The sequence below is a fragment of the Microcoleus sp. BROC3 genome (genome assembly GCF_036702515.1).
Lineage (GTDB): Bacteria > Cyanobacteriota > Cyanobacteriia > Cyanobacteriales > Microcoleaceae > Microcoleus.
The window spans coordinates 141,013-165,460 of the sequence record NZ_JAUBTQ010000010.1 but is presented as its reverse complement, the minus strand read 5'-3'; the positions used below and the strand labels follow the sequence as shown (position 1 = coordinate 165,460).

Genomic DNA, 24,448 nt, shown 5'->3' with positions numbered 1-24,448 from the left:
TTCTTAATCACATATATTTTGCTGCACAATAGATTTTTTCTGCCTCAGTTTCTAGCTGAGCCAGCTTTTCTTAGTCTCAACTCCAGATGTAGACCTCCTGCATCCTAATGTTTGGGGTGAGTTGCAAAATATAGCGACGGACTTCATTAGCAAATATGGTAGTTTTGTAAAGGGGATTATTTTTGACGATCGCTTGGGAATTCCCAAGGCTGCAGAGCAAGAAGTTGCCAATTTGCATCGCTCAACAATCACCGCTGACAAAGATTCCAACGATAAAAGCTGGATTAAAAGAGCATTAACTAACAATCTTGCTAATCTCAAAAAAGCACTTCCTAGTACCAGATTTAGCATTTCAGCTAATCTACTTCGTTATGCGCTGAACGATCAAAATCAAGATGTTCTCAACTGGTTGAAATCTGGGATAATTAATGGTGAATACAACTTACAGCTTTACAAAAATGGCGGTCAGTACAATGACTTTGTTAAAAACTATCAGGAGCATATGGCAGAATTAGTGGATAAAGGCATAACACCAAATCGTTTATCTATCAGTATTGGCTATATAGCGAATGGAGTAAATCTAAGCAGGGATCAGATTCGTCAGCAAGTTGGGTACCTCACAAATACCAGCAAACAACCCCCTAACACAAAACCTCTTAGCCCATCGCAGATCCTAGGCTTTGACTATCGAACAATTGCAAATATTCCCAAATCCTAGGCTTTGACTATCGAACAATTGCAGACATTACAGCAGATTCCACGTTTATGAAGTACACCCGTCAAGCGATCGATCGCCGTAGGGAAACGGCTGAGCCTAAGTGCTCTATCTCTGCTATCTACCTCACTTACCTGGAATCTGCTCTAAGTAAAACTAATTGGTGGAATTATGATGCTAATCTTGAAACAAATTAGGTTTATACTTTACTTTAGTTTAGTTATTGTGTTCTTACTCATGACTCAAATCGCTATGTCTGAAAATCTCGAATCAGAAGTTGAGAAATTTGGTCTGATTGACAAAACTGGCAAATATGTGGTGGAACCTCAATTTGATTTTATTAGAAATTTTTCAGAAGGGTTAGCCTTAGTGCGACTTGACAATAAAGTAAAATACATCGATCAAACAGGTAAAGTGGTCATTGAACTTCAATTTGAGGGTGGTAGTAGCAATTTTTCAGAAGGGTTAGCTGTCGCCACACTCGAAAGTAATAACAAATCAGGTTATATAGACAAAACTGGCAAACTGGTCATACCACATGAATTTGATTACGCTACTAGATTTTCACAAGGAATAGCAATGGTTATGGTCGATAACAAATATGGTTACATTAACAAACAGGGAAGTTACGTAATTCCACCTCGCTTTGATTACGCTACTCAATTTTTAGAAGGAATAGCAGTTGTAGAAGTCGAACAAAAATATGGCTTAATTGACCAAACAGGTAACTATATCGTCGCACCTAGTTTTGACTACATTTATAATAGCGACAACCACGGAGGTATCAGCGATCCTGCTGAATTCAAAGACGGACTGATGCGAGTGGGTATGGGAGGTCAGCGTTGCCGTATGGGAGGTGTTACTGGTGGAAAGTGGGGGTATATTAATCAAATGGGAAAGGTTGTTATTCCTTTTAAGTTTGCCATAACTGGGGAATTTTATAATGGACGAGCAATGGTTTCTATGTCTAGTCTCGACTGTGAGGGTCGTAGTCCTATTAAATGGGGCTATATCAATTCGTCAGGTGAGTATATCACTCAGCTCCAATTCGATCGTGCTAACAATTTTTCCGAAGGGCTAGCGGCGGTCGAAATCGGTGGAAAATGGGGTTATATTGACTTGTCGGGAAACTTGGTTGTCCAGCCTCAGTTTAAGTCGGGTAAGGAATTTTCTGAAGGCTTAGCAGCTATCAGAAGTAGTGAAAATGGACTATACGGCTATATTGACAAAACAGGGAAGTTTGTAATTTCGCCTCAATTTTCGGGGGCGGAAAATTTTTCTGGTGGGTCGGCTGGCGTGGAAGTTAATGACAAACGAGGCTCGATCGACAAGACAGGGAAATATTTAATTGAACCTAAGTTTGATGCAATTAGTGAATTTTCGGAGGGGCTAGCGTTGGTAGGCCTTCATAAGAAATCGGGATATATTGACAAGACAGGAAAGGTAGTAATCGAGATAAAATTCGATATCGCTGCGCTTTTCGATCGAGGAATTGCGATAGTAGGGATGAAAAAAAGACCATGAACCAGAGTAGTTAGGGTAGAATTTCCTTTGAATCGATCGCCCGTTTTTAGGTAATTTTTGATGGCGGAATCTCGAACTTGTTTATCTTACGGGCGATCGACTCTTTTTAGATGAGGGGCGATCGTACTAAATACGAGCGATCAATTTATTCTATCTTGCGGGCGATCGACTCGATCGCAGATAGTTATTCTGTGATTTTTTAGTAGATAGTTCGAGTAACAACAGCAATCAAAAGTTACTTCGGGCGAGCGAGCGAGAAACTTTTTCTCAGAACTTTGTTCAACACGATAGCGAGTATAAGATAGATGCTTATACCACAACTACTACCGGGGATGAACAGACAATAACATCAACTCGATCCAACAGCAGCAATGACGGGACTAACAACGCTTCATCCAGTAGCAGCGATACGGTGCGCACCCGCAACGGGCAAACAGTTACAGTTTATAAGGATGGGCGCAAAGATGAAACACAAACGAGCAGTTATGAGAGATGGTGGAACGACAGCAATACGGTTAAGGGTGTAACTACTTCGACTTCAGGTAGTGAGACTTGGAGTTCGAGTTACAGGAGGACGGAGTTTAAAGGCGGTTACAGTTGGACGGAAACTGTGAGCGGTTACGACTCTGAATCGGTAACGAAAGGGGGTGTTTCGACGAGTAATGGCAGCAGTTGGAGTTGGACTCGCAGCGGGACAGTTTGGGATGATGGTCGCAATAATTGGAGTGAGAGTTGGTCGAAGTCTAGTTGGAAAGATGGCAAGTATGCGCCGGGTGAATCGGAGGTAACGAGGGGGTCATTTGACCCGAAAGGGACTGGGACGCAGAGGAATAATTTGCCCGAATTTGGGGAAGCGCCGCGGTTGAATAAGGCTCCGAAACAACAGGTGCCACCGGATTTGGTGAAGCCTCCGAAGCCGAGTGATGATATTTGGGCACCGACTTTTATTCTGATTAAAGAGCCTCAGTTTAAACAGGTTTTTGGTAGTAGTGGTTCTGATTCCCCTTCAGGTGAGAGTGGGAATGATGATTTAGCTAGTAATCCGTCTGGTGGTTCTGGGGGTGGTGGTTCTGCTGGCAAGTTACCTCCAAACAAACGCTCTGCACTAAGAGAAGTTATCCAACAATTGTTAAGGTTTTTTAGACCTCTTGGGATGTTTGTTGCGGGGGCAGTGTATCAGTATCTACGTAATATCGGAGATTCAACTAGATGGTTGTTCCAGGTATTCAACCCTTTGTGGAACGGACAGGAACAAGATGTGGAGCGAGGACTTAAAGAGCTTCCAGACTACAATTATTTTTGGTGGGGGCAACGATTAGGAGATGGGGCGGCAATTGTCACAGGAATTTTAGAAATCATAGCAGGTGGTGGTGCTGCCGCTGGAGGTGGATTTTTATGTATAGCAGGATTACCTTGCATCGGAGGTGCTCCAGCTATAGTAGCAGGTGTAGCTCTAGGACTACACGGAACAACTACGTTGGCGGCTGGTGTAAGAAATATAGCTGAGGAACTTGGAATTGTTTTTCAGAGCGCTACAGGCAATGGGGGGGGCAGTAGTGCATTGAATTGGGATAATTGGAAGAGTAGGCCCACATTCGGACATACATTTGACAGGCACGGTGAAGGCTCAAAAACTACAAATAGTCTTAGGGGAAGAGCTGCCAGTACGAAACAAACTCAAGGACAATGGTTAGATAATCAAAAGGTTGCTGCTTTTCTCCGAGATTTAAGAGCAAATATAGGCGACGCTCCAAAAATAATTGATATTCCTGAAGGTCTTGGACAACTAATATTACCAGACGGTACAATAGTACCTGCAACTCGTGCACAAATTGTGCCTATACCAGGTGGAGGATATAAAACTGCTTATCCAATTATGAACCCTTAGGAGGAAGATTATGTTTCTGATGTGCTTGGAAATAAACAGATTAAAATGGCGACAAGAGCAAGTTCTTGAAAAGCAGTGGGCAAGTGAAGATGAGTTCACTAGTGAGTACGATTTAAAACTTGAGGAAGTAGAGGATGTGAAAGAAATCTTTCCAGCGATTTGTGAAGAATTAGAAAAATCTAATTTAGTCAGATTTAGAGTAGAAGGTTTTGGTGAATTACCGTGGCCTGTTGATGTTTCAATAGATTTAATGACAGTAGTGGAGCAACTTTCTGATTTGTTAAAATTTGTAGAAGATTCTAATTCCAGTTCTTTCTGTTTGGATTTTTATGAACAAGGAATTGAAAGACGGCTAATTTTTAGTCATGTAGAAAAAGTTGTGAAGATAAATTGTCGGCCTCTTGTTATGGAAAGCAATAACATTGCTAGTAACTCAAAAGATTCGTGGGGACAATATATAGAAGAGGAACCCCTGACAGGGCAGAATCTAAAAAGTATGATTTGCAACCTAATTACAACATTTGTTTCAATCGCCCATGAGATATGCCCAACATTAACCAGTCATAAATGCTTTCAAGAATGGTGTAATGACAAATACATAGCGAATTGCTGGGTGCGATAGATTTTGATAACTGCGTTTTAATCCTTAGATCGTGCCTCCTGATTCCTATATAAATAGAATCGACTTTATGAGCGCTCGAACTTTTGTATACGCCTTCTGCAGGCGATCGACTTTGCGGGCGCTGGAACTTTTGTATACGGCTTCTTGCGCGCGATATCACAAACGGGCGATCGACTTTGCGGGCGCTGGAACTTTTGTATACGGCTTCTTGCGGGCGCTCTCACTTTTATACGCTGGACTTTACGGGCGCTCTCACTTTTTTACATTGGACTTTACGGACGATCGACTTTACGGGCGATCGACTTTGGGGGCGCTCTCACTTTTGTACAGGGGATTTTACGGGCGATCGATTCTGTGGGCGATCGAACTTGGCTTCTGATTTTTGTGTACTGTCGAGATGGGCGATCGACTTTACGGGCGAGCGACTAGGGCGGGCGATCGAATTATTATCGATATTTTCACCAGAAAGGACGATCGTACACAAGGTACAAATTCCTTTGAGTCGATCGCCCCGATCTCACAAGCGGGCGATCGAACTTTTGTGCGCGCCTTCGATCGGGCTCTCGATCGAAGGGGCGAGCGATCGTATCCTCTCATTTTTGTGTCACATCTTCAGGGGATATCAGCACGCACCCCTGCCTGGCGTGCGATCGACACGGCACTAATTCTTGGAGGAACACCGGAGCTTGCTCCAATCTAGGATACAACGAGGCAAGAAAACCCGCCCTAGCCTGTAAACTAGGGATAACAGAATACGCAGGAAAGATTTATGCCGTCAGAAAACCAAGACTTGCTCAAAACTCAAACACCTCACAGTCTCAAGTTGCCAGTTCCCTCAGACATTTTATTGAGCTTGGTCGCCTTACCTATGCTGGGCGGGTTGGTGGTGGCTAAAGCTGCTGCTGAGTTTGTTGCGTCGATCGGCGTTGAGAGCGAAGAAGTCTTTCGGGGTTCGCGCCTCCCCGTGCTCAACTTTCCTCAATCACAGGATTAGAAAGCCCAAGGAATGATGCAGCAGCTAGAAGTTAAATTTTGTGACCCCGCCCAAAAACGGATACGGTGCCACGTACTCCTGTCGGGGACAGAGAAAAATTTTCGACCCTAGTTCAACTTCCCAGATTCATCTTGGGAGTAAATCTCAAATTGTTCGACTTAGCGCGACTCCACTGACCCCTGGCCGAACGTCTCACGCCGATCGTCTAAAATCTAAAATCGCCAGTAAAGTGATATGAAAGCTTGACAATAGGTACAATCTGTGGTCTAAGAATTAATCTTTCCTTATACTTTGTACATAAGTGCCTTCTACTTTCTACGTTGCAAGAAGTTGTCTCAGATTTGACTGCAAACAAAAGTGTTTTAGGCGAAACTAAACCATACAATTTTCTTGACACCCGCAGCTATTGAGGAACAGCCCGATGAGTTCAGTCCTCCAGTCTTCAGAACAGGCTATTGATGCAACATCTATTTCCCCTTTTCCCGCTTACTCAAAATCAGACCTGTTTCTGCGAAATCGCCTCAAAGTTGTAGAGGACTTGTGGGAATCGGTGCTGCGACAGGAGTGCGGGCAGGAATTGGTAGATTTGCTCCAACAAATGCGATCGGTCAATTCCGCCGAGGGACAAGCCACTCACTTTCGCGAGTCGAATGTCGTACAGCTAATCGAAAAGCTCGACCTCAACGCCGCCATCCGCGCCGCTAGGGCTTTTGCACTGTATTTTCAGTTGATCAACATTGTCGAACAGCACTACGAACAGCGAGACCAACAGCTAGCTTACGCTAGCAGCAACGACGCTGGTGGGCGGATGTTTTCTAAGCTGCCAGGACAAGCAACGGATGCGCCCGATCGCCCCCGGCACAGGGAAGGCCCAAGCCCCGCCCAAATGGCTCCTCGCGGTGCAGACAGCAGCGAGACGATCGCCCGAGATGCCGGAACTTTTCACCAACTGTTCCCGATGCTGCTGCGCTTGAACGTGCCCAGCCAGCAAATCCAGCGCTTGATCGATCAGTTAGACATCCGCTTGGTATTTACAGCTCACCCGACGGAAATTGTCCGCCACACCATCCGCACCAAGCAGCGGCGGATGGCGAAGATTCTCCAACAGCTAGACCAAGTTGACGAAAAATTTCAGGCGATTGGGGCCGATTCTCAAAGCCCCTACCCAGTATCTTGCTGGGAAGCTGCGGCCCTGCAAGAGCAATTGATGGAAGAAATTCGTTTGTGGTGGCGCACTGACGAACTGCACCAGTTCAAGCCGACTGTTCTCGATGAGGTGGAGTACACTCTGCACTACTTCGAGGAAGTGCTGTTTGATGCTATTCCCGAACTCTACCACCGCCTCAAGCAAGCTCTGCACGCTTCTTATCCTTATCTGAAACCGCCGAGTTACAATTTTTGCAAGTTCGGTTCTTGGGTGGGATCGGACAGGGACGGCAACCCTTCTGTGACTCCTAAGGTAACTTGGCAAACGGCTTGCTATCAGCGGCACTTAGTGGTAGAGAAGTACATCTCCGCTGTGAAGCGGCTCAACGAGCTTTTGAGTCTGTCGCTGCACTGGAGCGACGTGCTCCCGGAATTGCTCGAATCTCTCGATCGCGACAAATCGGAATTCCCGGATGTTTACGAGCAGTGGGCGATTCGCTACCGCCAAGAACCTTATCGCCTGAAGCTGGCTTACGTACTCCAGCGGCTGGAAAATACGCGCGATCGTAATTGGCGGCTCTACAAAGGAGACGAATTGCAGCGGGAGCGCGAAGCTTTGTCAGAACATCCCGGAATGTCGGGGCTTTATCGATCGGGCGCTGAGTTTTTAGCCGAGTTGCAGCTCATCGAGCGCAATTTAGTGGAAACAGGTTTGAGCTGTCGGGACTTGGAAAATTTGGTCTGCCAAGTAGAAATTTACGGGTTTAATTTGGCTTACCTAGATATCCGCCAAGAGTCCACAGTACACTCCGACGCTTTGAGCGAAATTGCTGAATACTTGCAAATTTTGCCCAAGTCTTACAATCAAATGTCGGAATGCGATCGAATTATTTGGCTCGCCACAGAACTGCAAACTCGTCGCCCTTTAATTCCAGCAGAATTGCCCTTTTCTCCCAAAACTTGCGAGACGATCAATACATTCCGAATATTGCGGCAAATGCACCAGGAGTTTGGTCCGGAAATTTGCCAAACTTACGTCATCAGCATGAGCCATGATGTCAGCGATTTGCTGGCGGTTTTGTTGTTAGCAAAAGAAGCCGGACTTTACGATCCGGCGACAGGAATTAGCAGCATTCAAGTAGTTCCCCTGTTTGAAACTGTGGAAGATTTGAAAAAAGCGCCGGAAGTAATGCAGCAAATCTTTGATTTGCCGCTTTATCGAGCTTTGCTAACAGGAGGATACGCGCAGGAAATAGCGGAAAAAAGCGAAGAAAATATCCAATGTCCAATCGAAACTCTCAAATTGCAAGAGGTGATGCTGGGCTATTCCGACAGCAATAAAGATTCGGGTTTCCTCAGCAGCAATTGGGAAATACACAAAGCTCAAAAAGCTTTGCAAACGGTTGCGGAAAAATACAATGTAGAGTTGCGGATTTTTCACGGCCGAGGCGGTTCTGTAGGGCGCGGCGGCGGGCCTGCTTACAAGGCAATTTTGGCTCAGCCTGGAAAGAGTATTAGCGGGCGAATTAAGATTACCGAACAAGGCGAGGTTTTGGCTTCTAAATATTCTTTGCCGGAGTTGGCGCTTTACAATTTGGAAACGGTGGCGGCGGCGGTAATTCAAGCGAGTTTGCTGCACACTGGTTTTGACGGCATCGACCCTTGGAATGAGATTATGGAGGAGTTATCGGCGAGATCGCGATCGCACTACCGCCATTTAATCTACGAACAGCCGGATTTAGTCGATTTTTTCCACCAAGTTACCCCGATTCAAGAAATCAGCCAGTTGCAAATTAGTTCTCGTCCGGCCCGGCGCGGGGGCAAAAAAGATATCAGCGGTTTGCGAGCAATTCCGTGGGTGTTTAGCTGGACTCAAAGCCGCTTTTTGCTGCCTTCTTGGTACGGTGTCGGCACAGCTTTGCAAGAGTTTTTGCTGGAGGAACCGGAAGAACATATGAAACTTTTGCAGTATTTCTACTTGAAATGGCCGTTTTTTAGAATGGTAATTTCTAAGGTGGAAATGACTTTATCTAAGGTGGATTTGCAGATTGCAGAACACTACGTGCAGGAGTTAGCTTTGCCTGCTGATAAAGAGCGTTTTAAGGCTTTATTCGATCAAATTGCTGCCGAATTTCACTTGATTCGCGATTTGGTTTTAACTATTACCGGACACCAACGTTTGTTGGACGAAGATCCGGCATTGCAGCGTTCGGTGCAGTTGCGAAATGCGACGATTGTGCCTTTGGGTTTGTTGCAGGTTTCGCTGCTAAAACGCTTGCGGCAGCACGGTAGTAGCGGGATTCCGGGGGTGATTCACTCGCGTTACAGCAAGGGTGAATTGTTGCGGGGAGCTCTGCTGACGATTAATGGAATTGCTGCGGGGATGCGGAATACGGGCTAGGGAAATAGTTTTGAGTTTTGAATTAGTGGTAAGGTGCGCGGCCCGGCGCACCCTGCTACTGGTAGTTTCAGAATTCGCGCGATCGCCCCTTGTAGTCACAGCCATAGAAAACTGTTCGCTATCCTAGCTGAGATTTTTTTATGTCTAAACGCAAACAGTCTGAAGGTTGTCGCCCGATGCTGCGGCGCACTTTTTTATTTTTAACAGGCATAGCTTTCGCGCGGGTTGCGGCTGACTATTTTGCGATCGCCCAAAACCGAGAGAGTTTCTTGACTCTCGCAGGTCAATTGTGGCAAAAGTCACTCGCTTTTTTATCAAGTATACAATCAAATCAAACTCCTCAACCTCTCCCCAGCAATCCCATTGTAAAATCGGCAAAAACCAATCAACCTCTGCCGAGTAATCCTATTGTAAAAGCGCCAGAAAATTCTCCTGCTGTGCAGCCGTATCAACCTCAAATTATCAAACGTTCTGCTAAGCAAGCAAAACCTGTACAAGTCAGCAGCAAAAATGTAGCTGGCGCAAGTTTTTATCTGACAACTATTGACCTTGCAGACCCGGAAATTTATATCACAATTGGGTTAGCTAATAATGCAGATTTTGCAAATACTTCTAAAGTCACACGGGGTGATGAACCTTTTGAAAATATGGTGGCGCGTTACCGGGCTGCTGTTGTTGCTAACGGGACTTTTTTTGGTAAAGATGAGCAGAAATCTGTGCTGGGAAATATGGTGGCGGCGGGTAAGTTTCTCAAATACAGCCGATGGGAAAATTACGGCACGACTTTGGGGATTAAAGCGGGAAATGAATTGGAAATGGTGACGGCTAGAATCGAAGGTAAGCCGGATTGGAGCCAACATTGGTTTTCTCTGACTTGCGGGCCGAGATTGGTTAAAGGGGGGAAAGTTTGGCTGTCTCCTTTATCGGAAGGTTTTAAAGATTCTCATGTTTTGGGCGTGGGTTCGAGAACGGCGATCGGCTTTCCGGCTTCCAGAGATAAGTTATTTTTGGTGACTTTTCTTGATAGTTTGTCTTTGGAAGCAGAAGCTAAAGTTATGCAGAGGATCGGCTGTTTTGAAGCGATGAATTTGGACGGGGGCGCTTCGGTGGGTTTGGCTCATCAAGGGCAGATTTTATTGCCGCCGAGCCGGAATTTGACGAATGTGCTGGTGGTTTACGCTCGCGAATATCCAGCGCCGGCTCAGTTAAAGGAGTCCTGGGAACGCTTTCAAAAGGGATCTCGACCAACGCCGGACAAATCAGTGTTTTTTGATTGATCTAGCAGCAGGAAGTTCGGCTGCCGTTGCACGCGATCGGGATGTAACGGATGGAATAAAGAAGTCCGATGGAAGTCGGAATCGAGGGAGCATCCCGATTTTGGGTAGTGCTCCCGAGGGAAGGATGAAATCATTAGAGACAAGGCTATAACCAGTGCTGGGGATACGTCCTTTCTGCCGCTAAATTATTAAAGATGACTGCGCACAAGACCAAGATTATCGATCCCTCAAAAGCAGGTGTTAGCAAAAATTTCCAGTCGGGTTTGGTCATCATGACGACTAAGGCAACTGCTCCCGAAGGCGGATGTAGAGTTCTGGTAATCTGCATAATTCCGATCGCAGTAGAAACAGCCATTCCCATCGCCCAGGGAGAAGAACCGAGAAAATGCAGAATCATTAAACTGGTGAGAGCAGCTAAGAAATTTCCCCCAATGACATTCCGGGGTTGAGCCAAAGGGCTGTCAGGGACACCAAAGATCAGAACGCTTGTAGCGCCAAACGGAGCCATTAGTAAAGGAGAATTAGTTTTTACAGCAAGATAGGACGTTGCAGTAATTGCCAAAAAACTGCCAATCCAACTCCAAAAAATATGCCGAGGATGAGGTCTGTCTATTGGGCAGGTCAATGGACACGAGCGCCATCTCCCAAAGGTTTTAAACCAATAACTTTCCCATTTCAGTCGAATTTTTTTACTGTCAATCATAAATTAGGTTACTTGATAACCAGGCTTCTTAAATTGTCGGAACTAGCCTCCGGTAAAGTTAAGATATCATAACAATTGGTCAAAAAGTAGTTAAAGGCACAGATTTTTTACTTCTATGCCACTCAAGCTGCCGCTAACCACTCGGTTGGAAGCGACTAGCAAGTTTGGTCGGTTTTGCAACAGACGTTATCGGCAGTCGCACAACTTCACCGTTACCCGTCAGAGTTATTGATGAGGGTAAAGCCAGAGGTTATTTGTAAGGTGCGATGCCCAGTAAGCATGAATTGAAAGATCGCACTCACACTTTGGATAAGTCTGTGGTTCAGAATGCGATCGCCGTTTTCTGGTTGGTGCGATCGTCTCGATCGCACTCTGATATAATTACGAACTCAATCTTCGCTACGGAGAGTTTTCCCACTCGGCGGTAAGCTTGCGGAAATTGTACTGGGATACACCCGGGTGACAAGTAACACAACTGCTGATAGTTGCGGGTTGTGACATTTTGACTTTGGGGTGCAGTGCTTTGAAATAGCGAGAACTGGCGACTCGGTAAGCGAGTTCTTCGTCTTTTGCTTGGGGACGAGAAAAAGTTTGCAGGTAGTTCCACACTAGCAGGCGGGGCGGGTCTACTAGCAGTTTGATGGTTTGTCCGTAGTGTTGGGAATCTTGCAGCAATCTGCGCCAAGTTTCTGTAGGCAATACTTGCGGCGGTAAACCGATGTGACAGGTGGCGCAGTTTTCTAGGTACAGTTGCTGTCCGAGTTGGTAGCGTTCGGGAATGCGATCGACCGTACCAGTATCCTCGATCGAAGACACCTGAGCAAGTCGCGCGGGAGTGCCAGAGTAGGCAGTCTGAGCTGCAACCCATCCGCCGCAGGTACAGCAGATAATTATCAACACTAGCAACGTTGAGTAAAGCCCCCGCAAGCCTACTCTGCGACGTTTGCGGGGTTTTTCGTGTTTCATAATTCTGAATTTATTTTTGGTTAAATCACGGGTATACTCATGCCTTCGCGGGCTAAGCAGCTATTGGCGAACGCTGCCTGCACCTCTGCTTCTGTACGATCGAGAAAATTGTCGTCGTGACCCGGATCGTGGTGAAACATCACGATTTTTTTGACTCCAGCAGCTTTTGCTATTTCTACTCCTGCTTGCCAAGTCGAGTGTCCCCAGCCGACTTTCGGGGTTTTGAAGTTGTAATACTCTTCGTTGGTGTAGTTGGCGTCGTAAATCAGCACGTCGGCGTTGCGAGCTAGGTGTAACACGTTGTCGTCCAGGCGATCGGGAAAATGTTCTGTATCGGTGCAGTAGACGGCTGTGTGTCCCTCCCAGGTGACTCGGTATCCGATCGCCGTATTAGGATGGTTTAGCAGTGCCGTTTCTATTTTCACATCGTCGAGTTCGAGAATATCCCCAGGCGTCAAATCGTTGAATTTGAGGTCTGACTGCATCACCTGGATAGGGACGGGAAAATTGGGGTGCAGCATTTGGTCGGCAAGACGCTGTTTGATTGTAGTGCCGTTGGGGGCGATCGCACCGTAAATGTGAAAGCAGTTCCCCGGGATAAAAGCGGGAGTAAAAAACGGAAACCCTTGAATGTGATCCCAGTGAGTGTGACTGAAAAACATATGGGCTTCCACGGGCATTTGCCGCAGCAGGTTGAGACCCAGAACTCGCAGGCCCGTACCGCCGTCAAAAATCAGGCGTTTTTTACCCAAGCGCATTTCTACGCAAGAGGTGTTCCCTCCGTAGCGTATTGTTTTGGTGCCGGGGGTGGCGATGCTGCCCCGCACGCCCCAAAACTGAACGACAAACTCGGTCAAAGGACTATTTTCCATAGTTGCTTTGCGATCAGAAGGCTGTGGATTTGCGGGGGAGTGTTCGGAATTAGGCATTTTTTTTAGGTTTATGCGCAGGAATTTTGGGGTTGAGATTTTAGTTTTTAGTTTTTAGTTTTTTGATTTTACAGTCCAGGACGCAAAAACCAGGTTTCTTCACCTAATTTGGTCATATACGATCGAGCGCGACAACGATCTATCTACCGGGTTTTTTTTTCGAGTGCGTCCAGGAGTGTTTTAGACTTGAGAGAGCATTCTCTCCACGCTGTTTGCGGTTGAAGATTTTCTGCGTTCGGAGCAATCCGTTTAGATTAAGATAGCGTTGATTTGAGGCGATCGCAGTAAATTTTCCAGTTAAATTTCTTTAAAGGTAGAAGCCAGTCCTCAGAAGACAGAATTTGGTCTCTACTGGCTCAAATAATATTTTTTTCAACCTTACGCCGGAGTGCCTTCTAAGCTCTACCTGCCTGTGACTGAGCATTCAGGAGTGATTTAACGCTCCCGGGCGATCGACTCCTCGACTGGATTCCTAGACGTGCAGCGGTCGCATTAAGTTCGGCCTGCTGATTTTTTTGTCTGGTTGCAGTCGAGAAGTGCTGGCTAGGACGTGTTTTTTTGCTTTTAAAATCAGATTCAGATGCTCCTGGCATCCCCCTCCGGGGATGCAAGAATGCTCTTGTCCTCCCCCTGATTAAGGGGGGCTAGGGGGGATCTCCGGGGAAATAAAACACGCCCTGGGGGTTTATTTGCGATCGGCTGCGATGCACTTTTCGACTAAGGGCATGACTTGATCGACATCTTGCCAACCCAGAATTTCCGTGACTTTTTTCTCCAAATTTTTGTAGGTTCTAAAAAATTCGGCTATTTCGTCCAAGCGGTGGGGGGCTACGTCTTTGAGGGACTTATAGTGAGCATAGCGGGGGTCTTTGTCGGGAACGCAAAGCAGTTTTTCGTCCCTGTCGCCTCCGTCGATCATTTCCAGCATTCCGATCGGACGGGCTGCGATGATGCACCCTGGAAATGTCGGCTCATCCATCATCACCATGCCGTCGAGGGGGTCGCCATCATCGGCTAAGGTATTGGGTATGAAGCCGTAGTCGCACGGATATTGGACTGAGGAAGAAAGCACCCGATCGAGAGCAAAGGCTTGCAAGTCTTTATCAAATTCGTACTTGTTTTTGCTACCGGCGGTAATTTCGATCAGGACGTTGAGCAGTCCTGGTTTCGGCTGTGCCGGAATTAGCGATAAGTCCACAACAATATCTCCAAGTTAACAGATGATTGGGATGAGTGCTACTTGCCAAATCCCTTTGATAGCATTTTACGGGCGATCGGGGCCGACGGTTGCATGAGATTGACCGAAAGCGGACGAGTGCGATCGGCGTTGCACAATTTGAGGATGAGGCTTGTGGGGTGTCCCACCTGCTGTGAAAATACACCGGAGGGTCGGGACGCCCATCCCACAGCTTGAGGGCGCAAGGCTTTGTTTGGGCGATCGGGATATACAGCATTTTTCAAGTTTCAGGAGTGTACCTCACATATCTGAAAAATGCTGTATTTTCAGAATCATTTATTCTTTTTACTTTCTGTTTGGGTTATTGTAATTTTTAATCCCAACTACTGGCTTAGTTCACTTGCTAACCACTTACTTTCTGTTTGGGTTATTGTAATTTTTAATCCCAACCACTGGCTTAGTTCACTTGCTAACCACTTTATTTCTGATTCACTTAGTCCCTGCTTCACCCCCAGTCGATATTTTTTGTCTGCTTGAATAATCACCTCAGAAACATTGTCTCCAATTTTTTCAATTTCCAACTGCCTAATGTGCAGCCTGGGATCTGGCTGGAAATGATTCCATCTCAGCCCCAGCAGATGGCTGCTATAGGATATTTGTTGGCGATCGATTACCAGATGCAATTCCCGAAATAGTGCAAAGATCGATATTACTCCAGCCGCTACTAAAAAACTTCCTGATATCATCCTCAAAACCAATGGATTTATCGGAATATCGTAATAATTAATCCACAATACCATACTCGCAGGAACCGCACCCGAAAGTATGGAAACCAAATCAAAAGCGAATCCATGCGGCGGAATTACAATCTCTATCAACTCCGAATTTTTTGTTAATTTAATATCGCTGCCTCGCGGCTGCACGGGCATAATACTTTTGGGTATCTCGCGGGGATTTGCGAGGGAGTTCCATGCTTCCCCAGCCGAAGATAACCGTTTTTCCAAACTCGGTTCGGTCATCCACTCCAGCCAATCAATTAAATTAGGATTTAGTTGCGTTACCCGATCTGCAAATTGAATTTTTAAATCCTGCTGCGACAGTTCAGTGGGATGCAAACCCGTTACCAAATAAATTAAAGTTGCGCCTAAACCGTAGAGGTCAGAAGCCGGAACCGAGCGCCCGCCAAATTGTTCCGGTGCCATATATCCGTAAGTTCCGACTACTGTAATTGTGCCGCCAAATTTTGCCGCTTGGTTCTGCACCGAACCGAAATCAACTAAATAAACTTGTCCCACCGAGTGGGCAGATCTGCTGTGCAGTAAAATATTGCTGGGTTTAATATCGCGGTGAATGACCGACGGATTTTGCTCGTGCAAATAAATCAAAATTTCTAACAGAAATTTAGTTAATTCTTGCACCTCGCTTTCGCTAAAAGTACGTCCCGAGTGCAAATGCTCTTCCAAAGTTTTACCTTCTACATAAGTCTGTACCAGGGCAAATCCTTTGCTGTCTGGTTCGTCAATTTCCAGGTAGTCGAGGTAGCGAGGAATTGCTGGGTGATCGAGTGCTTTTAAAGTTTCCGCTTCCCGTTCAAATAGCTTGAGGTCTTGCCATTCAAAATCGCGGCCGAGGAATAGCTGTTTGATGACAACTAATTCTTGAGTTTGTAAGTCACGAGCCAGCAGCGTTTGGCGACCAGTTTGTTTTCCCAGTTGTCGGTGCACTTCATAGCGTTCTGCTAATATTTGGCTGGTCATGTTTTTTTACATTAATTTTAATTTAAGGTTATCGTCGGAGTCCATAAACCTGGTTGTTTAGCGAGTCTGGCGGTGGCAACGCGTCTTTTCGTAAAAACCAGGTTTCTAGGAGTCTGAGTGCGTCCCGGACTGTAAAATGTAGATTACAGTCCGCTTTCTATTTGATACCACCGGGCAATAGACTTGCTACTTGCCCCCATTGACAGTCCTGCAATCAGCGACGGTGCAAGCAGCAAGATAATATCCATATTAATATTGTGGAAGATCAGCGAAACATCCATTATCACCTCTATAATCGCATTCACGATAAAAAAGAAGACGATGCTTGTCGAGGTACAGAGTACGATACTAATTGCAGTTAAAACCTGTCGGTGAAGTTTGGGATTAGTTAGGGGAAAAAACCACAAGCGCGTGACGATTCCTACGATTATTCCGTTCCCCAACCCCAGCAGCAAGCCGAGAAAAAGACCGATCAATCCTCCGACAATTGTCCCCAGTACCGGAATAACAAAGGTGCTGTAAATTGCTGCACAAGCTCCTACAGCTAGGGTTCCCATCAAAGTGCTGAGCCCGATCGCATTCTCGAACAAGCTAAAGGTATTCACGGTTTTTCCCTGTCTCAATGGCAGGGAATATTTATTTATTTCCTGTGGTTTTTCTAAAACTTCTTTTGCTATTTGGACTGAGGCGGGACGGCGATCTAAACTGGGATGCGTCATCCACTTCAGCCAGTTGGTAAAATCGGGACTTAGTTGGGTGATTTGCTCGAATTCGATCTGCAAATCTTGTTGCGGTAAATCGGCAGGATGCTGCTTGGTAATTAAGGCGATTAATGTTGCTCCTAAGCTGTACAAATCGGAAGCGGGAACCGCCCTCCCGCCAAATTGTTCGGGTGGCATATAGCCATAGGTTCCGACAACGGTGACTGTTTTTCCCTGTTGCGTGGCTAGGGTTTGAACTGCACCGAAATCGACTAGGTAGACTTCGCCGACGCTGTTACCCGATCGATTTTTGAGTAAAATATTGCTGGGTTTAATGTCGCGGTGAATCACCGGGGGCTGTCGCTGGTGCAGGTATGCGAGGATGTCTAATAATGCTGTTGCTAATTGTTTGACTTCGCTTTCGCTGAAGGTGCGGCCGTTTGAGAGATATTCTTGTAGGGATTTGGCTTCGATGTAAGTCTGAACTAGGGCGAATCCTTTGCGGTTGGGGGTGTCGATTTCAAAGGAGTCTAGATATCGGGGAATTGCGACATGGGATAGGGATTTTAAGGTTTCGACTTCTCGCTGGAACAGTTTTAAGTCTTCCCAGTTAAAGTCGCTGCTGAATGACAGGAGTTTGACTACTACTTGCTGTTGCGTTTTTAAGTCGCGGGCGAGTAAAGTTTGCCTTCCTGCTTGCTTGCCGAGCCGCCGATCGCACTGATAGCGATCGGCTAATATTTCTCCTGACAAATCGCCGATGTTTTGTCCGCTCATGTTCTTTTGCCCTAGAACCGATTAAACCTAGTGTAGTTGACAAAAATACAATTGTCTCTACTTATTTAAGAGATTTATCATGGGGCGGGGGCGGGTTTAGGAGATTATTGGTTTTAGGCGGAGATTGTTGGTAAAACTCGCCTCTACCGATCGGAGATGATTGTTTTTTTGCACTGACCTACTTAACGCGATCGCGCACAATGAAGACGCGGCTGATTTAAGCTTGAATTTAACTTTGAATTTGCTTGTAAATTGACTGCACTACATCTAGCAGTGTTAAGACTTGCTGCCATTCAGGAGCGTCTGGTTTGTAGCTTTTGGCGCGCTGAGTTTTTAAACTTTGGTGCAAAAGGTTCAGCAGAGAATCAGGAGACTGCAAGGAGCTCTCATCTTCATCTGTTGGGCTGTAGGCTGCATTTTCTTCTATGGTTTCTTTGATGCTTTGTGCCTTATCTGCGAGACTCAAAGCTCTGCCGGACAGGTTTTCCGGCATTTGGGGCCGTTCCGACAAAGACTCGCCGGTCAGTTCTTCGAGCAGGTGACGGACTTGAGCCACCCATTCTAGATCGTTTACCGAAAAGGAATCGGATTTAAATGCTTGTCCCTGTGGTCTTTGCTGAATGCTTTGTAGTTTCTGGATCAGGGGAAGAGACTTTAGAGTGATGTTTTCGGGGATTCTGGGGATATCTGACAGCGAACTGCGAGCAATCTCTAGCAATAGTTGGTAAACCTGATCTACCGACTCAATATCTCCCGATTGCGAATTCCAATTATTCATAACTGATGCTAGTAGTTTTCTATATCTAAGACTAGAACGTTGACTATCTGATGAAAGCAAGCTGCTTTTAGGAGTCGCCAACGCTATTAAAGCTTACGCGGGCGGGGTCAATAACCCGGTTTCTGAGCGGATGTTTCGTCGCCTTTCCCCAAGATTTTTTTCATAAACTGGGTAATGCGAGAGCAACTCCTAACTGTGTTTCAAGCTCTTCTCATGGTAGAAGTGCTTTGTTTGTTGCCACTGGTAGCGCCAAACGCGGGCATCGGGCGAAAGCAAGTTAGCGAGTTCAAGTCGGGTTATCTAACAATGATACCTGTTGGAGCAATTTTAAATAAGCTCCAACAGGATATTAAGGTTAATTGGCGGTCGGGTGGGAGCCGCACCCCCGATCGCGATCGCCCCCGCCGGCAACCTTGGCGTCGCGAGCATTTGCTGTGGGCCGCTGCTATTTTTCTGTGAGATTCCACACACCGTCCCAGTTGAGTACGTCTGAAGGCCGGTGCTGAAATAACTTACAGCGATCGACGTGCAATTTAGCTGCCTTGTTTTTCGGGTCAACTTCCAGAACGGCGTTAAATTCGCCTTCGGCGTCTTTAAAAGCTTGCTTGGCTTTTGGTTCTAAGGCTTTTTTAAACTCGTTCAGCAGTTTTTTGACCCGATCGAGTCCCAGATTTTCAAATTCGTCCTCTAACAATTCTGTAACTGTCTCTGCTGCCCGACTTTTAATTTTCGCCTGCAATAGCTGCCTGATTTCTGCGGGTTTCAGCCTCTTGATTTTGGGATTTGATGGTTCTGAGATGTCGGCTTCCAAAAGTTTTTTGACTTCGCCTTCTTGCAAGTATTTAATCTCGTCTGCTGATAGCGACTTGATTTTTGCTTGCAGCAGCATTTTGGCTTCGTCTTCCGAGAGGTTTTTGATTCCTTCCAATTTCAGCAGTTGAATTTCAGGCTGCAAAATCACGGTGAGTTTGTCTGCTTCGGACAAGTTTTTCGGGTCGTACTCTGAGAGTTTTTTCAGTTTATGTAACAGGTTCTTGAGTTCGTGTTCCAACTGTTGCTCGACATTGTAATTCGACAGTTTCTTAATCTCTGCCTCCGGCATTTCGGCGACCTCATTTAAGATGTTTTTCACCTCGCTTTCTGAGAGTTTTTGGCTGACTGGAGTTTTGTAATATTCGCGCCCCTTGGTGTAATGTTCTACAATTTTTTGCTGTGTTTCGGTTAGTGACTTGCCCACTGGCGAGTATCCCTCGCGGATGCCGACGAGTTCGTAAACGATCACGGGTTCGCTTTTGCCTTTGACGGTAATAAAATCGAGTTCCCGCACGTACAGTCGATCTTTGTAGTCTCTGTATGTGTTGTCGCTGATGATCAAGTCGGTGCCGTACTGCTTGCTGGCCCCTTCTAAGCGAGAGGCTAGATTTACACCGTCTCCTATAGAAGTCAGTTCCATGCGTTTGCTCGATCCGATGTTGCCGCTGACAACTTCGTCGGAATGGATGCCCATGCCAATGCCGATCGGCAATTCCCCATGTGACATACGCTCTCGATTAAACTGGGCCAGTTTTTCCCGCATTTTCACTGCCGTTTGCATTGCACACCAAGCATGATCCTCTAGGGGCGCTGGAGAGCCAAAAACTGCCATCAAAGCGTCGCCGATGTATTTGTCGAGAGTCCCTCCGTACTCGAATACGACATCTACCATCACTTCAAAATATTTGTTGAGCATCACTACCACTTCTTCGGCTTGCAATTTTTCCGTAAGTGTGGTATAGCTGCGAATGTCTGAGAACAGCACCGAAACGTTTTTGCGCTTGCCGCCCAATCCATGATCCCCTGAAGCTAACAGCGCTTCGGCTACTTCGGGGGTCATGTAACGGTACATCAAGTTTTTGATTTGCTTGGCGTCGCTGATATCTTCCATGACGACTAACGCGCCGTTGACCTTGCTGGAGTCGGTAGCGTCGGTCATTGAGTTAATCGAGAGATTGATACTCTGCGATTTTGCTTCAGAGGAGAGCAAAACTTGATCGGGGTAATACTGCTGGCGGTCGTTATCGTCTTCGGGAGACAAAGACGCATCGAACCATTTGGCAAAATCGCCTTTTTCTAACTTAATCAAATCCCGCACAGATTGACCTTCGGCTAATTCGGCATCGCTGACACCCAGTAATTTTTTGGCACTGGGATTGGTCGCTACTATATTGCCTTTTTTATCTGTAGAAATCACGCCGTTAGTCAGGGCGTGCAGCATATCTTTTTGTCTTTGTTCTTGCTGTTTGACTTCTGCAAACAGTTTGGCGTTTTGCAGGGCGACTCCTGCTTGGATGTTAAACGCCTTCATAAATTCCATGTCGCTTCGATTGAAACTCGCTTTCCACTGATCGGGGGCGTGCGGCCAATCTTCCGGGTTGTAGGGGGGGAATTCTCCTTGTCGTTTTTTATTCATTAATTGGGTGACGCCAATCAATTTGTGGTCGGCGTTAAATACTGGCATACACAGCATACTGCAAGTGCGGTAGCCAGTTTGTTTGTCTGTTTTTTTGGCATTTTCGGCGCGGGGGTCATCGTACACGTCAAAGGGAATCAGCAGCGGTTCGCCAGATTGGGCAACAATACCTGCAAAACCCGCTGTTCTGGGCATACGAAATTCTTGAAGTTGACCTGCGATCGGGATTTTTGTCCACAGTTGATTTCTATCTTCGTCGAGCAGCCACAGGGTGCTGCGATCGGCGTTCATGAGTTCTTCTGCCTGATCCATCACCCTTTTTAGGGTATCTTCTAAGTCTAAACTGCTCTGAGAAAGAGCGGTGACGGCATTCATCAGCGCCGTGGCGGCCCGTTGTCTTTGACTTGCTGCGTAGAAAGATTTAGAAGACTCTAGAATTAGGCGAATCGACGGGGCGAATTCTCGAAAAACTTGTTCGTCTTCTTGAGTAAAACCTACCGTATCAATCTGTGATTCTAAAGTACCATAATGTTCGTGGTTGGGCTTGAGTTTATTAATCAGTTGAACGACTGCTACTAACTCTCCTGTTTCTTCGTTGATCAGGGGCATCGCCAGCATTGTATAAGTGCGATATCCTGTTCTTTCGTCAGTTTTTTTGGCGTTAGCCGAGCGGGGGTCGTTATAAAAATCATAAGGAATGTTCACCACTTTTTTCTCTGTGGCTACTTCTCCCGCAATGCCCACATGGGCGGGAAATCGGAGCTCTAGGTTGTTGCCATTTTCGTCTTTAGCGACTCTGGCCCAGAGTTCATTTTTTTCGTCGTCTAATAAATATATCGTGCTGCGAGCGGCATTTAGCAATTCCCCGGTTTTGAGGGTAATCGACTGCAACATTTCGTTAAGGATGGCGTCAAATCCCTGGATGTCAAGGATATTGTCGAGCATTCCCAGCGTTTGATTGACAACCCTCAGTTTTTCCTCTACTTCCCTGGCGACTCCTTTAAAACTATCCTTGTTTAAGGGTGCGAGAAAACTGGAGAAGTTTCCTTGGCTTTTGACGATTTGATTATTACTAGAGGGATAATGAGAATGCTGTTCCTGATGATTTTCACTTACAGGAGTGACATCTATCACGTTTTCCATAGCTGACAGATTGGAAGATGCAGATTTCATAGACCTTTACAGAAGCTTAAGTGTAAGGGTTAGTCTCTAAGCTAGGATAGCGGGCAAGTTCATTAATCAGTGACCGATCGCACAAAACTCAAGTATGTGTGAAAGTATTTCCCAGTTTACAGAACTCCGGCCACAGGGCAAGGGCTATTCAGTTGGGATTGGTGGTGAACTTCTGGTGCGACGGTAACGCTGCTGTGGCATTGGTGCACTCTTTTTAGAGAATGCGAATCCTGTTTAAATAGTTTATTAACTGATTTTGACATTGTGCGTGCCTGGTTTAACTAGGTTCTGCTGGTCTTCGATCCGATCGCCTGCAGGAACGTGAATGCGTGCAGCAGGAAGGACTGCTGAAAGAGGGACGGCTTTGCGGGACTACGGGCAATTGTGACACCAGCAGTTGCTAGTGATGTGTGCCCTTCTCTACACAATTGTGTTTTTTAACTAGAATTTCTGTCAATTTTTCTGTTCTTAGCTTTCATCCCGCGACTAAAATGACGGGGCTTTCAGCTTTTTTTGTAAAATTTGCACGTTGATATTTTTAGTGTAACCTCCGGCTCTGAAAAAACTCCGCCTTTTGGCCCCCCGATCGGCTTGAGGGTATCGTCAGGGTTTAGCGGACTGAGTTTTGCGCAATCCGGCGGCTTCTACGAGCAGGGATTCGGCGAAGGCGATGGCTTCTGTTGCTGAGCGGCCGCTGGCGAGTTGGGCGAGTTCTTCCCGCCGCTGCTCGCTGTTGAGGGCGGCAACTCTGACTACTGTGCGTTCCAATGGTTCGGAATTAGCTGCAGGTTCGTCGATACTCGGTTCTGCTTCGATCGTCTGTTTGTTGACGCGAAAATGAAAATCAGCCATCGCAGCGACCAGCGGCTGGTGGGTGACGCAGAGAACTTGGTGTTTGTCGGAAAGTTGGTAGAGTTTTTTGGCAATCGCGCCGGCGACTCTCCCGGAGACTCCGGCGTCTATTTCGTCAAAAATCAGGGTACCGGCGCTTTCTATTTGGGAAAAACAAGCTTTGACGGCGAGCAGAAAGCGGCTCATTTCTCCCCCAGAGGCGATCGCGCCCAGGGGTTGCAGGGGTTCGCCCGGATTCGGGCTGAAACAAAAGGCGATTTGGTCGGCACCGCTAGCGGTTGGGGTAGAAGGCGAGATCTCGACTTGAAATTGCACTTTTTCCATTGCTAACGGCTTAAGTTCTCCTACGAGGTGCGTTTCTAGTTTCAGGGCTGCTTCGCGCCGCAGGGTAGTGAGGTGGCTGCAAGCGTCTTTTAATTGCTCTAAAGCGGTCTGATATGCGAGTTCTAAGGCTTCCATTGAGTCGCCTCCTTCTAAAAGTTCGTTTAGTTCGTTTTGAATGCTTTGGTAGTAGGCGATCGCTTCTTTGAGCGGCCCGTATTTGCGGCAAATTTGTTTGAGTTCGCGAATCCGATCTTCTACTTCTTCGAGTCTTTCGGGATCTGCTTCTAATTGTTCGCCGTAGCTGCTAATTTGCCGGCTGGCTTCTGTGGCTTGAGCTAAAGCATCGCTGACCATTTCTAGGATTGGTTGCAACTGCACATCGTAAACCGCCATGTCGCTTAAAATTACTTCGGCTTTGCTCAACAAGTCGGCGGCTGATGCGGTGTCGCCCTCGTTTTGGTACAGGGCTTGGTGGACTTGGTAACTCTGCTGCTGCAATTCGACTACGTGGCCCAGCCGGATTGATTCGTGTTCTAGCTGTTCGAGTTCGTCGGCGTCTTCGATATGGGCTTCGCCGAGTTCTCGGACTTGGTATTCTAACAAATCAAGTCTTTGCAGTCGCTGCTGTTCCGACTGACGCCTGCGTTTGAGGGCTGTTTTGGCATTGCTGGCTCCCAGCCACGCGGAGGCGATGATCGATCGCGCTTCAGCGAGCTTTTTGCCGCCGTATAAATCGAGCCATTCTCGCTGGAGGGTTTCTTGTCCGAGGTGGACGGTTTGGCCTTGGGCGGTAATTTCGACCAGCCGATCGCGCAATTGGTCCATTAACTGGCGGTTGACGAGAATTCCGTTCAAGCGCGAGCGACTGCGTAGAGTACCGCTTGATGCGTTAATTTCCCGGCTGCAAACGGCTAAATTTCCGTCTATGGGTTCGATTTCTTGCTCGCCCAGCCACACAGCCGCGGCTTTGTCCAATTCAAAAGTAGCTTCCAATATTGCCCGCGTTGCTCCGGTGCGAATCGATCGGCGATCGACTTTTCCGCCCAACACTGCATCGATCGCATCTAGGATAATCGATTTGCCGGCCCCGGTTTCCCCTGTAAATACGTTCAAACTCGGACCAAATTCTAGATCCAGGCAGTCAATTAAGGCAAAGTTTTCTATTCTGAGGTATAGCAACATGAGGAATTTGTAATTTGTAATTTGTAATTTGTAATTTGTAATTTGTAATTTGTAATTTGTAATTTGTAATTTATAGTTTGTAATTTGTAATTTGTAATTGGAGGCAGAGCCTG

General features: G+C 46.5%; 22 protein-coding genes. 12 read left to right on the top strand and 10 right to left on the bottom strand.

The genetic code is table 11. The features are described from left to right. Positions 1–55: 55 nt before the first annotated feature. The 10 genes from QUB30_RS09270 to QUB30_RS09225 all read left to right on the top strand — a co-directional run bounded on the left by QUB30_RS09270 (position 56) and on the right by QUB30_RS09225 (position 10,567). Positions 56–718 carry a family 10 glycosylhydrolase gene (locus QUB30_RS09270; RefSeq protein ID WP_333332209.1) on the top strand — a complete coding sequence of 221 codons (663 nt, stop codon included), beginning with the start codon at positions 56–58 and terminating at the stop codon, positions 716–718. A gap of 47 nt (positions 719–765) precedes the next feature. Then, positions 766–912, top strand: a complete 147-nt coding sequence (locus tag QUB30_RS09265; protein ID WP_333332195.1) for a hypothetical protein — start codon at positions 766–768, stop codon at positions 910–912. Between the two features lie 55 nt (positions 913–967). Continuing rightward, positions 968–2,239, top strand: a complete 1,272-nt coding sequence (locus QUB30_RS09260) for a WG repeat-containing protein (RefSeq protein ID WP_333332192.1) — start codon at positions 968–970, stop codon at positions 2,237–2,239. 412 nt (positions 2,240–2,651) lie between these two features. After that, positions 2,652–4,127 carry a hypothetical protein gene (locus tag QUB30_RS09255; protein ID WP_333332189.1) on the top strand — a complete coding sequence of 492 codons (1,476 nt, stop codon included), beginning with the start codon at positions 2,652–2,654 and terminating at the stop codon, positions 4,125–4,127. A 10-nt stretch (positions 4,128–4,137) separates the two neighbouring features. Then, a complete protein-coding gene (locus QUB30_RS09250) occupies positions 4,138–4,749 on the top strand; it encodes a hypothetical protein (protein WP_333332186.1) in 612 nt (203 codons plus the stop codon). 67 nt (positions 4,750–4,816) lie between these two features. Beyond that, positions 4,817–5,128, top strand: coding sequence for a hypothetical protein (locus tag QUB30_RS09245; protein ID WP_333332183.1), 312 nt, complete (start codon positions 4,817–4,819; stop codon positions 5,126–5,128). Beyond that, the gene (locus tag QUB30_RS09240; protein WP_333332180.1) at positions 5,118–5,414 is read left to right on the top strand and encodes a hypothetical protein; all 297 of its coding nucleotides are present in this window, start codon (positions 5,118–5,120) and stop codon (positions 5,412–5,414) included. The genes QUB30_RS09245 and QUB30_RS09240 overlap by 11 nt, the downstream gene beginning before the upstream one ends. Positions 5,415–5,518: 104 nt before the next feature. After that, positions 5,519–5,743: a hypothetical protein gene (locus tag QUB30_RS09235; RefSeq protein WP_333332177.1), complete on the top strand. Its 225-nt coding sequence runs from the start codon at positions 5,519–5,521 to the stop codon at positions 5,741–5,743. Positions 5,744–6,164: 421 nt separating this feature from the next. Continuing rightward, entirely contained in the window at positions 6,165–9,290 is a 3,126-nt protein-coding gene (gene ppc / locus QUB30_RS09230) for a phosphoenolpyruvate carboxylase (protein ID WP_333332174.1), read from the top strand. A gap of 140 nt (positions 9,291–9,430) precedes the next feature. Continuing rightward, positions 9,431–10,567 (top strand): phosphodiester glycosidase family protein, encoded by a 1,137-nt coding sequence (locus QUB30_RS09225; protein WP_333332169.1) that lies wholly within the window; start codon positions 9,431–9,433, stop codon positions 10,565–10,567. A 145-nt stretch (positions 10,568–10,712) separates the two neighbouring features. On the opposite strand, the gene QUB30_RS09220 is transcribed toward QUB30_RS09225, so the two are convergent. Further along, the gene (locus tag QUB30_RS09220; RefSeq protein WP_445300474.1) at positions 10,713–11,270 is read right to left on the bottom strand and encodes an HPP family protein; all 558 of its coding nucleotides are present in this window, start codon (positions 11,268–11,270) and stop codon (positions 10,713–10,715) included. A 266-nt stretch (positions 11,271–11,536) separates the two neighbouring features. On the opposite strand from QUB30_RS09220, the gene QUB30_RS09215 reads away from it, so the two are divergent. Further along, positions 11,537–11,698 (top strand): hypothetical protein, encoded by a 162-nt coding sequence (locus QUB30_RS09215; protein ID WP_333332166.1) that lies wholly within the window; start codon positions 11,537–11,539, stop codon positions 11,696–11,698. On the opposite strand, the gene QUB30_RS09210 is transcribed toward QUB30_RS09215, so the two are convergent. From QUB30_RS09210 to QUB30_RS09180, 7 genes are all read right to left on the bottom strand, one after another. Continuing rightward, positions 11,670–12,236, bottom strand: a complete 567-nt coding sequence (locus QUB30_RS09210; protein WP_333332163.1) for a diheme cytochrome C — start codon at positions 12,234–12,236, stop codon at positions 11,670–11,672. The two genes, QUB30_RS09215 and QUB30_RS09210, sit on opposite strands and share 29 nt — an antisense overlap. A 20-nt stretch (positions 12,237–12,256) precedes the next feature. Then, positions 12,257–13,165 carry an MBL fold metallo-hydrolase gene (locus QUB30_RS09205; RefSeq protein ID WP_333332160.1) on the bottom strand — a complete coding sequence of 303 codons (909 nt, stop codon included), beginning with the start codon at positions 13,163–13,165 and terminating at the stop codon, positions 12,257–12,259. Positions 13,166–13,850: 685 nt separating this feature from the next. Beyond that, positions 13,851–14,363 (bottom strand): inorganic diphosphatase, encoded by a 513-nt coding sequence (locus QUB30_RS09200; protein WP_006634582.1) that lies wholly within the window; start codon positions 14,361–14,363, stop codon positions 13,851–13,853. A 38-nt stretch (positions 14,364–14,401) separates the two neighbouring features. Then, positions 14,402–14,626, bottom strand: a complete 225-nt coding sequence (locus QUB30_RS09195) for a hypothetical protein (RefSeq protein WP_333332158.1) — start codon at positions 14,624–14,626, stop codon at positions 14,402–14,404. Between the two features lie 99 nt (positions 14,627–14,725). After that, positions 14,726–16,099, bottom strand: coding sequence for a serine/threonine-protein kinase (locus QUB30_RS09190; protein ID WP_333332155.1), 1,374 nt, complete (start codon positions 16,097–16,099; stop codon positions 14,726–14,728). Between the two features lie 143 nt (positions 16,100–16,242). Beyond that, the gene (locus QUB30_RS09185; protein WP_333332152.1) at positions 16,243–17,577 is read right to left on the bottom strand and encodes a serine/threonine-protein kinase; all 1,335 of its coding nucleotides are present in this window, start codon (positions 17,575–17,577) and stop codon (positions 16,243–16,245) included. 229 nt (positions 17,578–17,806) lie between these two features. After that, positions 17,807–18,355: an inorganic pyrophosphatase gene (locus QUB30_RS09180; protein WP_333332149.1), complete on the bottom strand. Its 549-nt coding sequence runs from the start codon at positions 18,353–18,355 to the stop codon at positions 17,807–17,809. A gap of 174 nt (positions 18,356–18,529) precedes the next feature. Between QUB30_RS09180 and QUB30_RS09175 the strand changes: the two genes are divergently transcribed. Next, positions 18,530–18,814 (top strand): hypothetical protein, encoded by a 285-nt coding sequence (locus tag QUB30_RS09175; protein WP_333332145.1) that lies wholly within the window; start codon positions 18,530–18,532, stop codon positions 18,812–18,814. On the opposite strand, the gene QUB30_RS09170 is transcribed toward QUB30_RS09175, so the two are convergent. Beyond that, on the bottom strand, positions 18,801–21,977 hold the full coding sequence (locus QUB30_RS09170; RefSeq protein WP_333332142.1) for a GAF domain-containing protein: 3,177 nt from the start codon (positions 21,975–21,977) through the stop codon (positions 18,801–18,803). The genes QUB30_RS09175 and QUB30_RS09170 overlap by 14 nt on opposite strands. 603 nt (positions 21,978–22,580) lie before the next feature. Further along, entirely contained in the window at positions 22,581–24,335 is a 1,755-nt protein-coding gene (gene recN / locus QUB30_RS09165) for a DNA repair protein RecN (protein ID WP_333332138.1), read from the bottom strand. Positions 24,336–24,448: the final 113 nt, after the last annotated feature.

Bases quoted from the DNA above. Each gene is read 5' to 3' on its own strand.
- QUB30_RS09265 (WP_333332195.1), top strand. From the start codon at position 766: ATGAAGTACACCCGTCAAGCGATCGATCGCCGTAGGGAAACGGCTGAG.
- QUB30_RS09260 (WP_333332192.1), top strand. From the start codon at position 968: ATGTCTGAAAATCTCGAATCAGAAGTTGAGAAATTTGGTCTGATTGAC.
- QUB30_RS09250 (WP_333332186.1), top strand. From the start codon at position 4,138: ATGTTTCTGATGTGCTTGGAAATAAACAGATTAAAATGGCGACAAGAG.
- QUB30_RS09245 (WP_333332183.1), top strand. From the start codon at position 4,817: ATGAGCGCTCGAACTTTTGTATACGCCTTCTGCAGGCGATCGACTTTG.
- QUB30_RS09235 (WP_333332177.1), top strand. From the start codon at position 5,519: ATGCCGTCAGAAAACCAAGACTTGCTCAAAACTCAAACACCTCACAGT.
- ppc (WP_333332174.1), top strand. From the start codon at position 6,165: ATGAGTTCAGTCCTCCAGTCTTCAGAACAGGCTATTGATGCAACATCT.
- QUB30_RS09225 (WP_333332169.1), top strand. From the start codon at position 9,431: ATGTCTAAACGCAAACAGTCTGAAGGTTGTCGCCCGATGCTGCGGCGC.
- QUB30_RS09220 (WP_445300474.1), bottom strand. From the start codon at position 11,270: ATGATTGACAGTAAAAAAATTCGACTGAAATGGGAAAGTTATTGGTTT.
- QUB30_RS09215 (WP_333332166.1), top strand. From the start codon at position 11,537: ATGCCCAGTAAGCATGAATTGAAAGATCGCACTCACACTTTGGATAAG.
- QUB30_RS09210 (WP_333332163.1), bottom strand. From the start codon at position 12,236: ATGAAACACGAAAAACCCCGCAAACGTCGCAGAGTAGGCTTGCGGGGG.
- QUB30_RS09205 (WP_333332160.1), bottom strand. From the start codon at position 13,165: ATGCCTAATTCCGAACACTCCCCCGCAAATCCACAGCCTTCTGATCGC.
- QUB30_RS09190 (WP_333332155.1), bottom strand. From the start codon at position 16,099: ATGACCAGCCAAATATTAGCAGAACGCTATGAAGTGCACCGACAACTG.
- QUB30_RS09185 (WP_333332152.1), bottom strand. From the start codon at position 17,577: ATGAGCGGACAAAACATCGGCGATTTGTCAGGAGAAATATTAGCCGAT.
- QUB30_RS09180 (WP_333332149.1), bottom strand. From the start codon at position 18,355: ATGAATAATTGGAATTCGCAATCGGGAGATATTGAGTCGGTAGATCAG.
- QUB30_RS09175 (WP_333332145.1), top strand. From the start codon at position 18,530: ATGCGAGAGCAACTCCTAACTGTGTTTCAAGCTCTTCTCATGGTAGAA.
- QUB30_RS09170 (WP_333332142.1), bottom strand. From the start codon at position 21,977: ATGAAATCTGCATCTTCCAATCTGTCAGCTATGGAAAACGTGATAGAT.
- recN (WP_333332138.1), bottom strand. From the start codon at position 24,335: ATGTTGCTATACCTCAGAATAGAAAACTTTGCCTTAATTGACTGCCTG.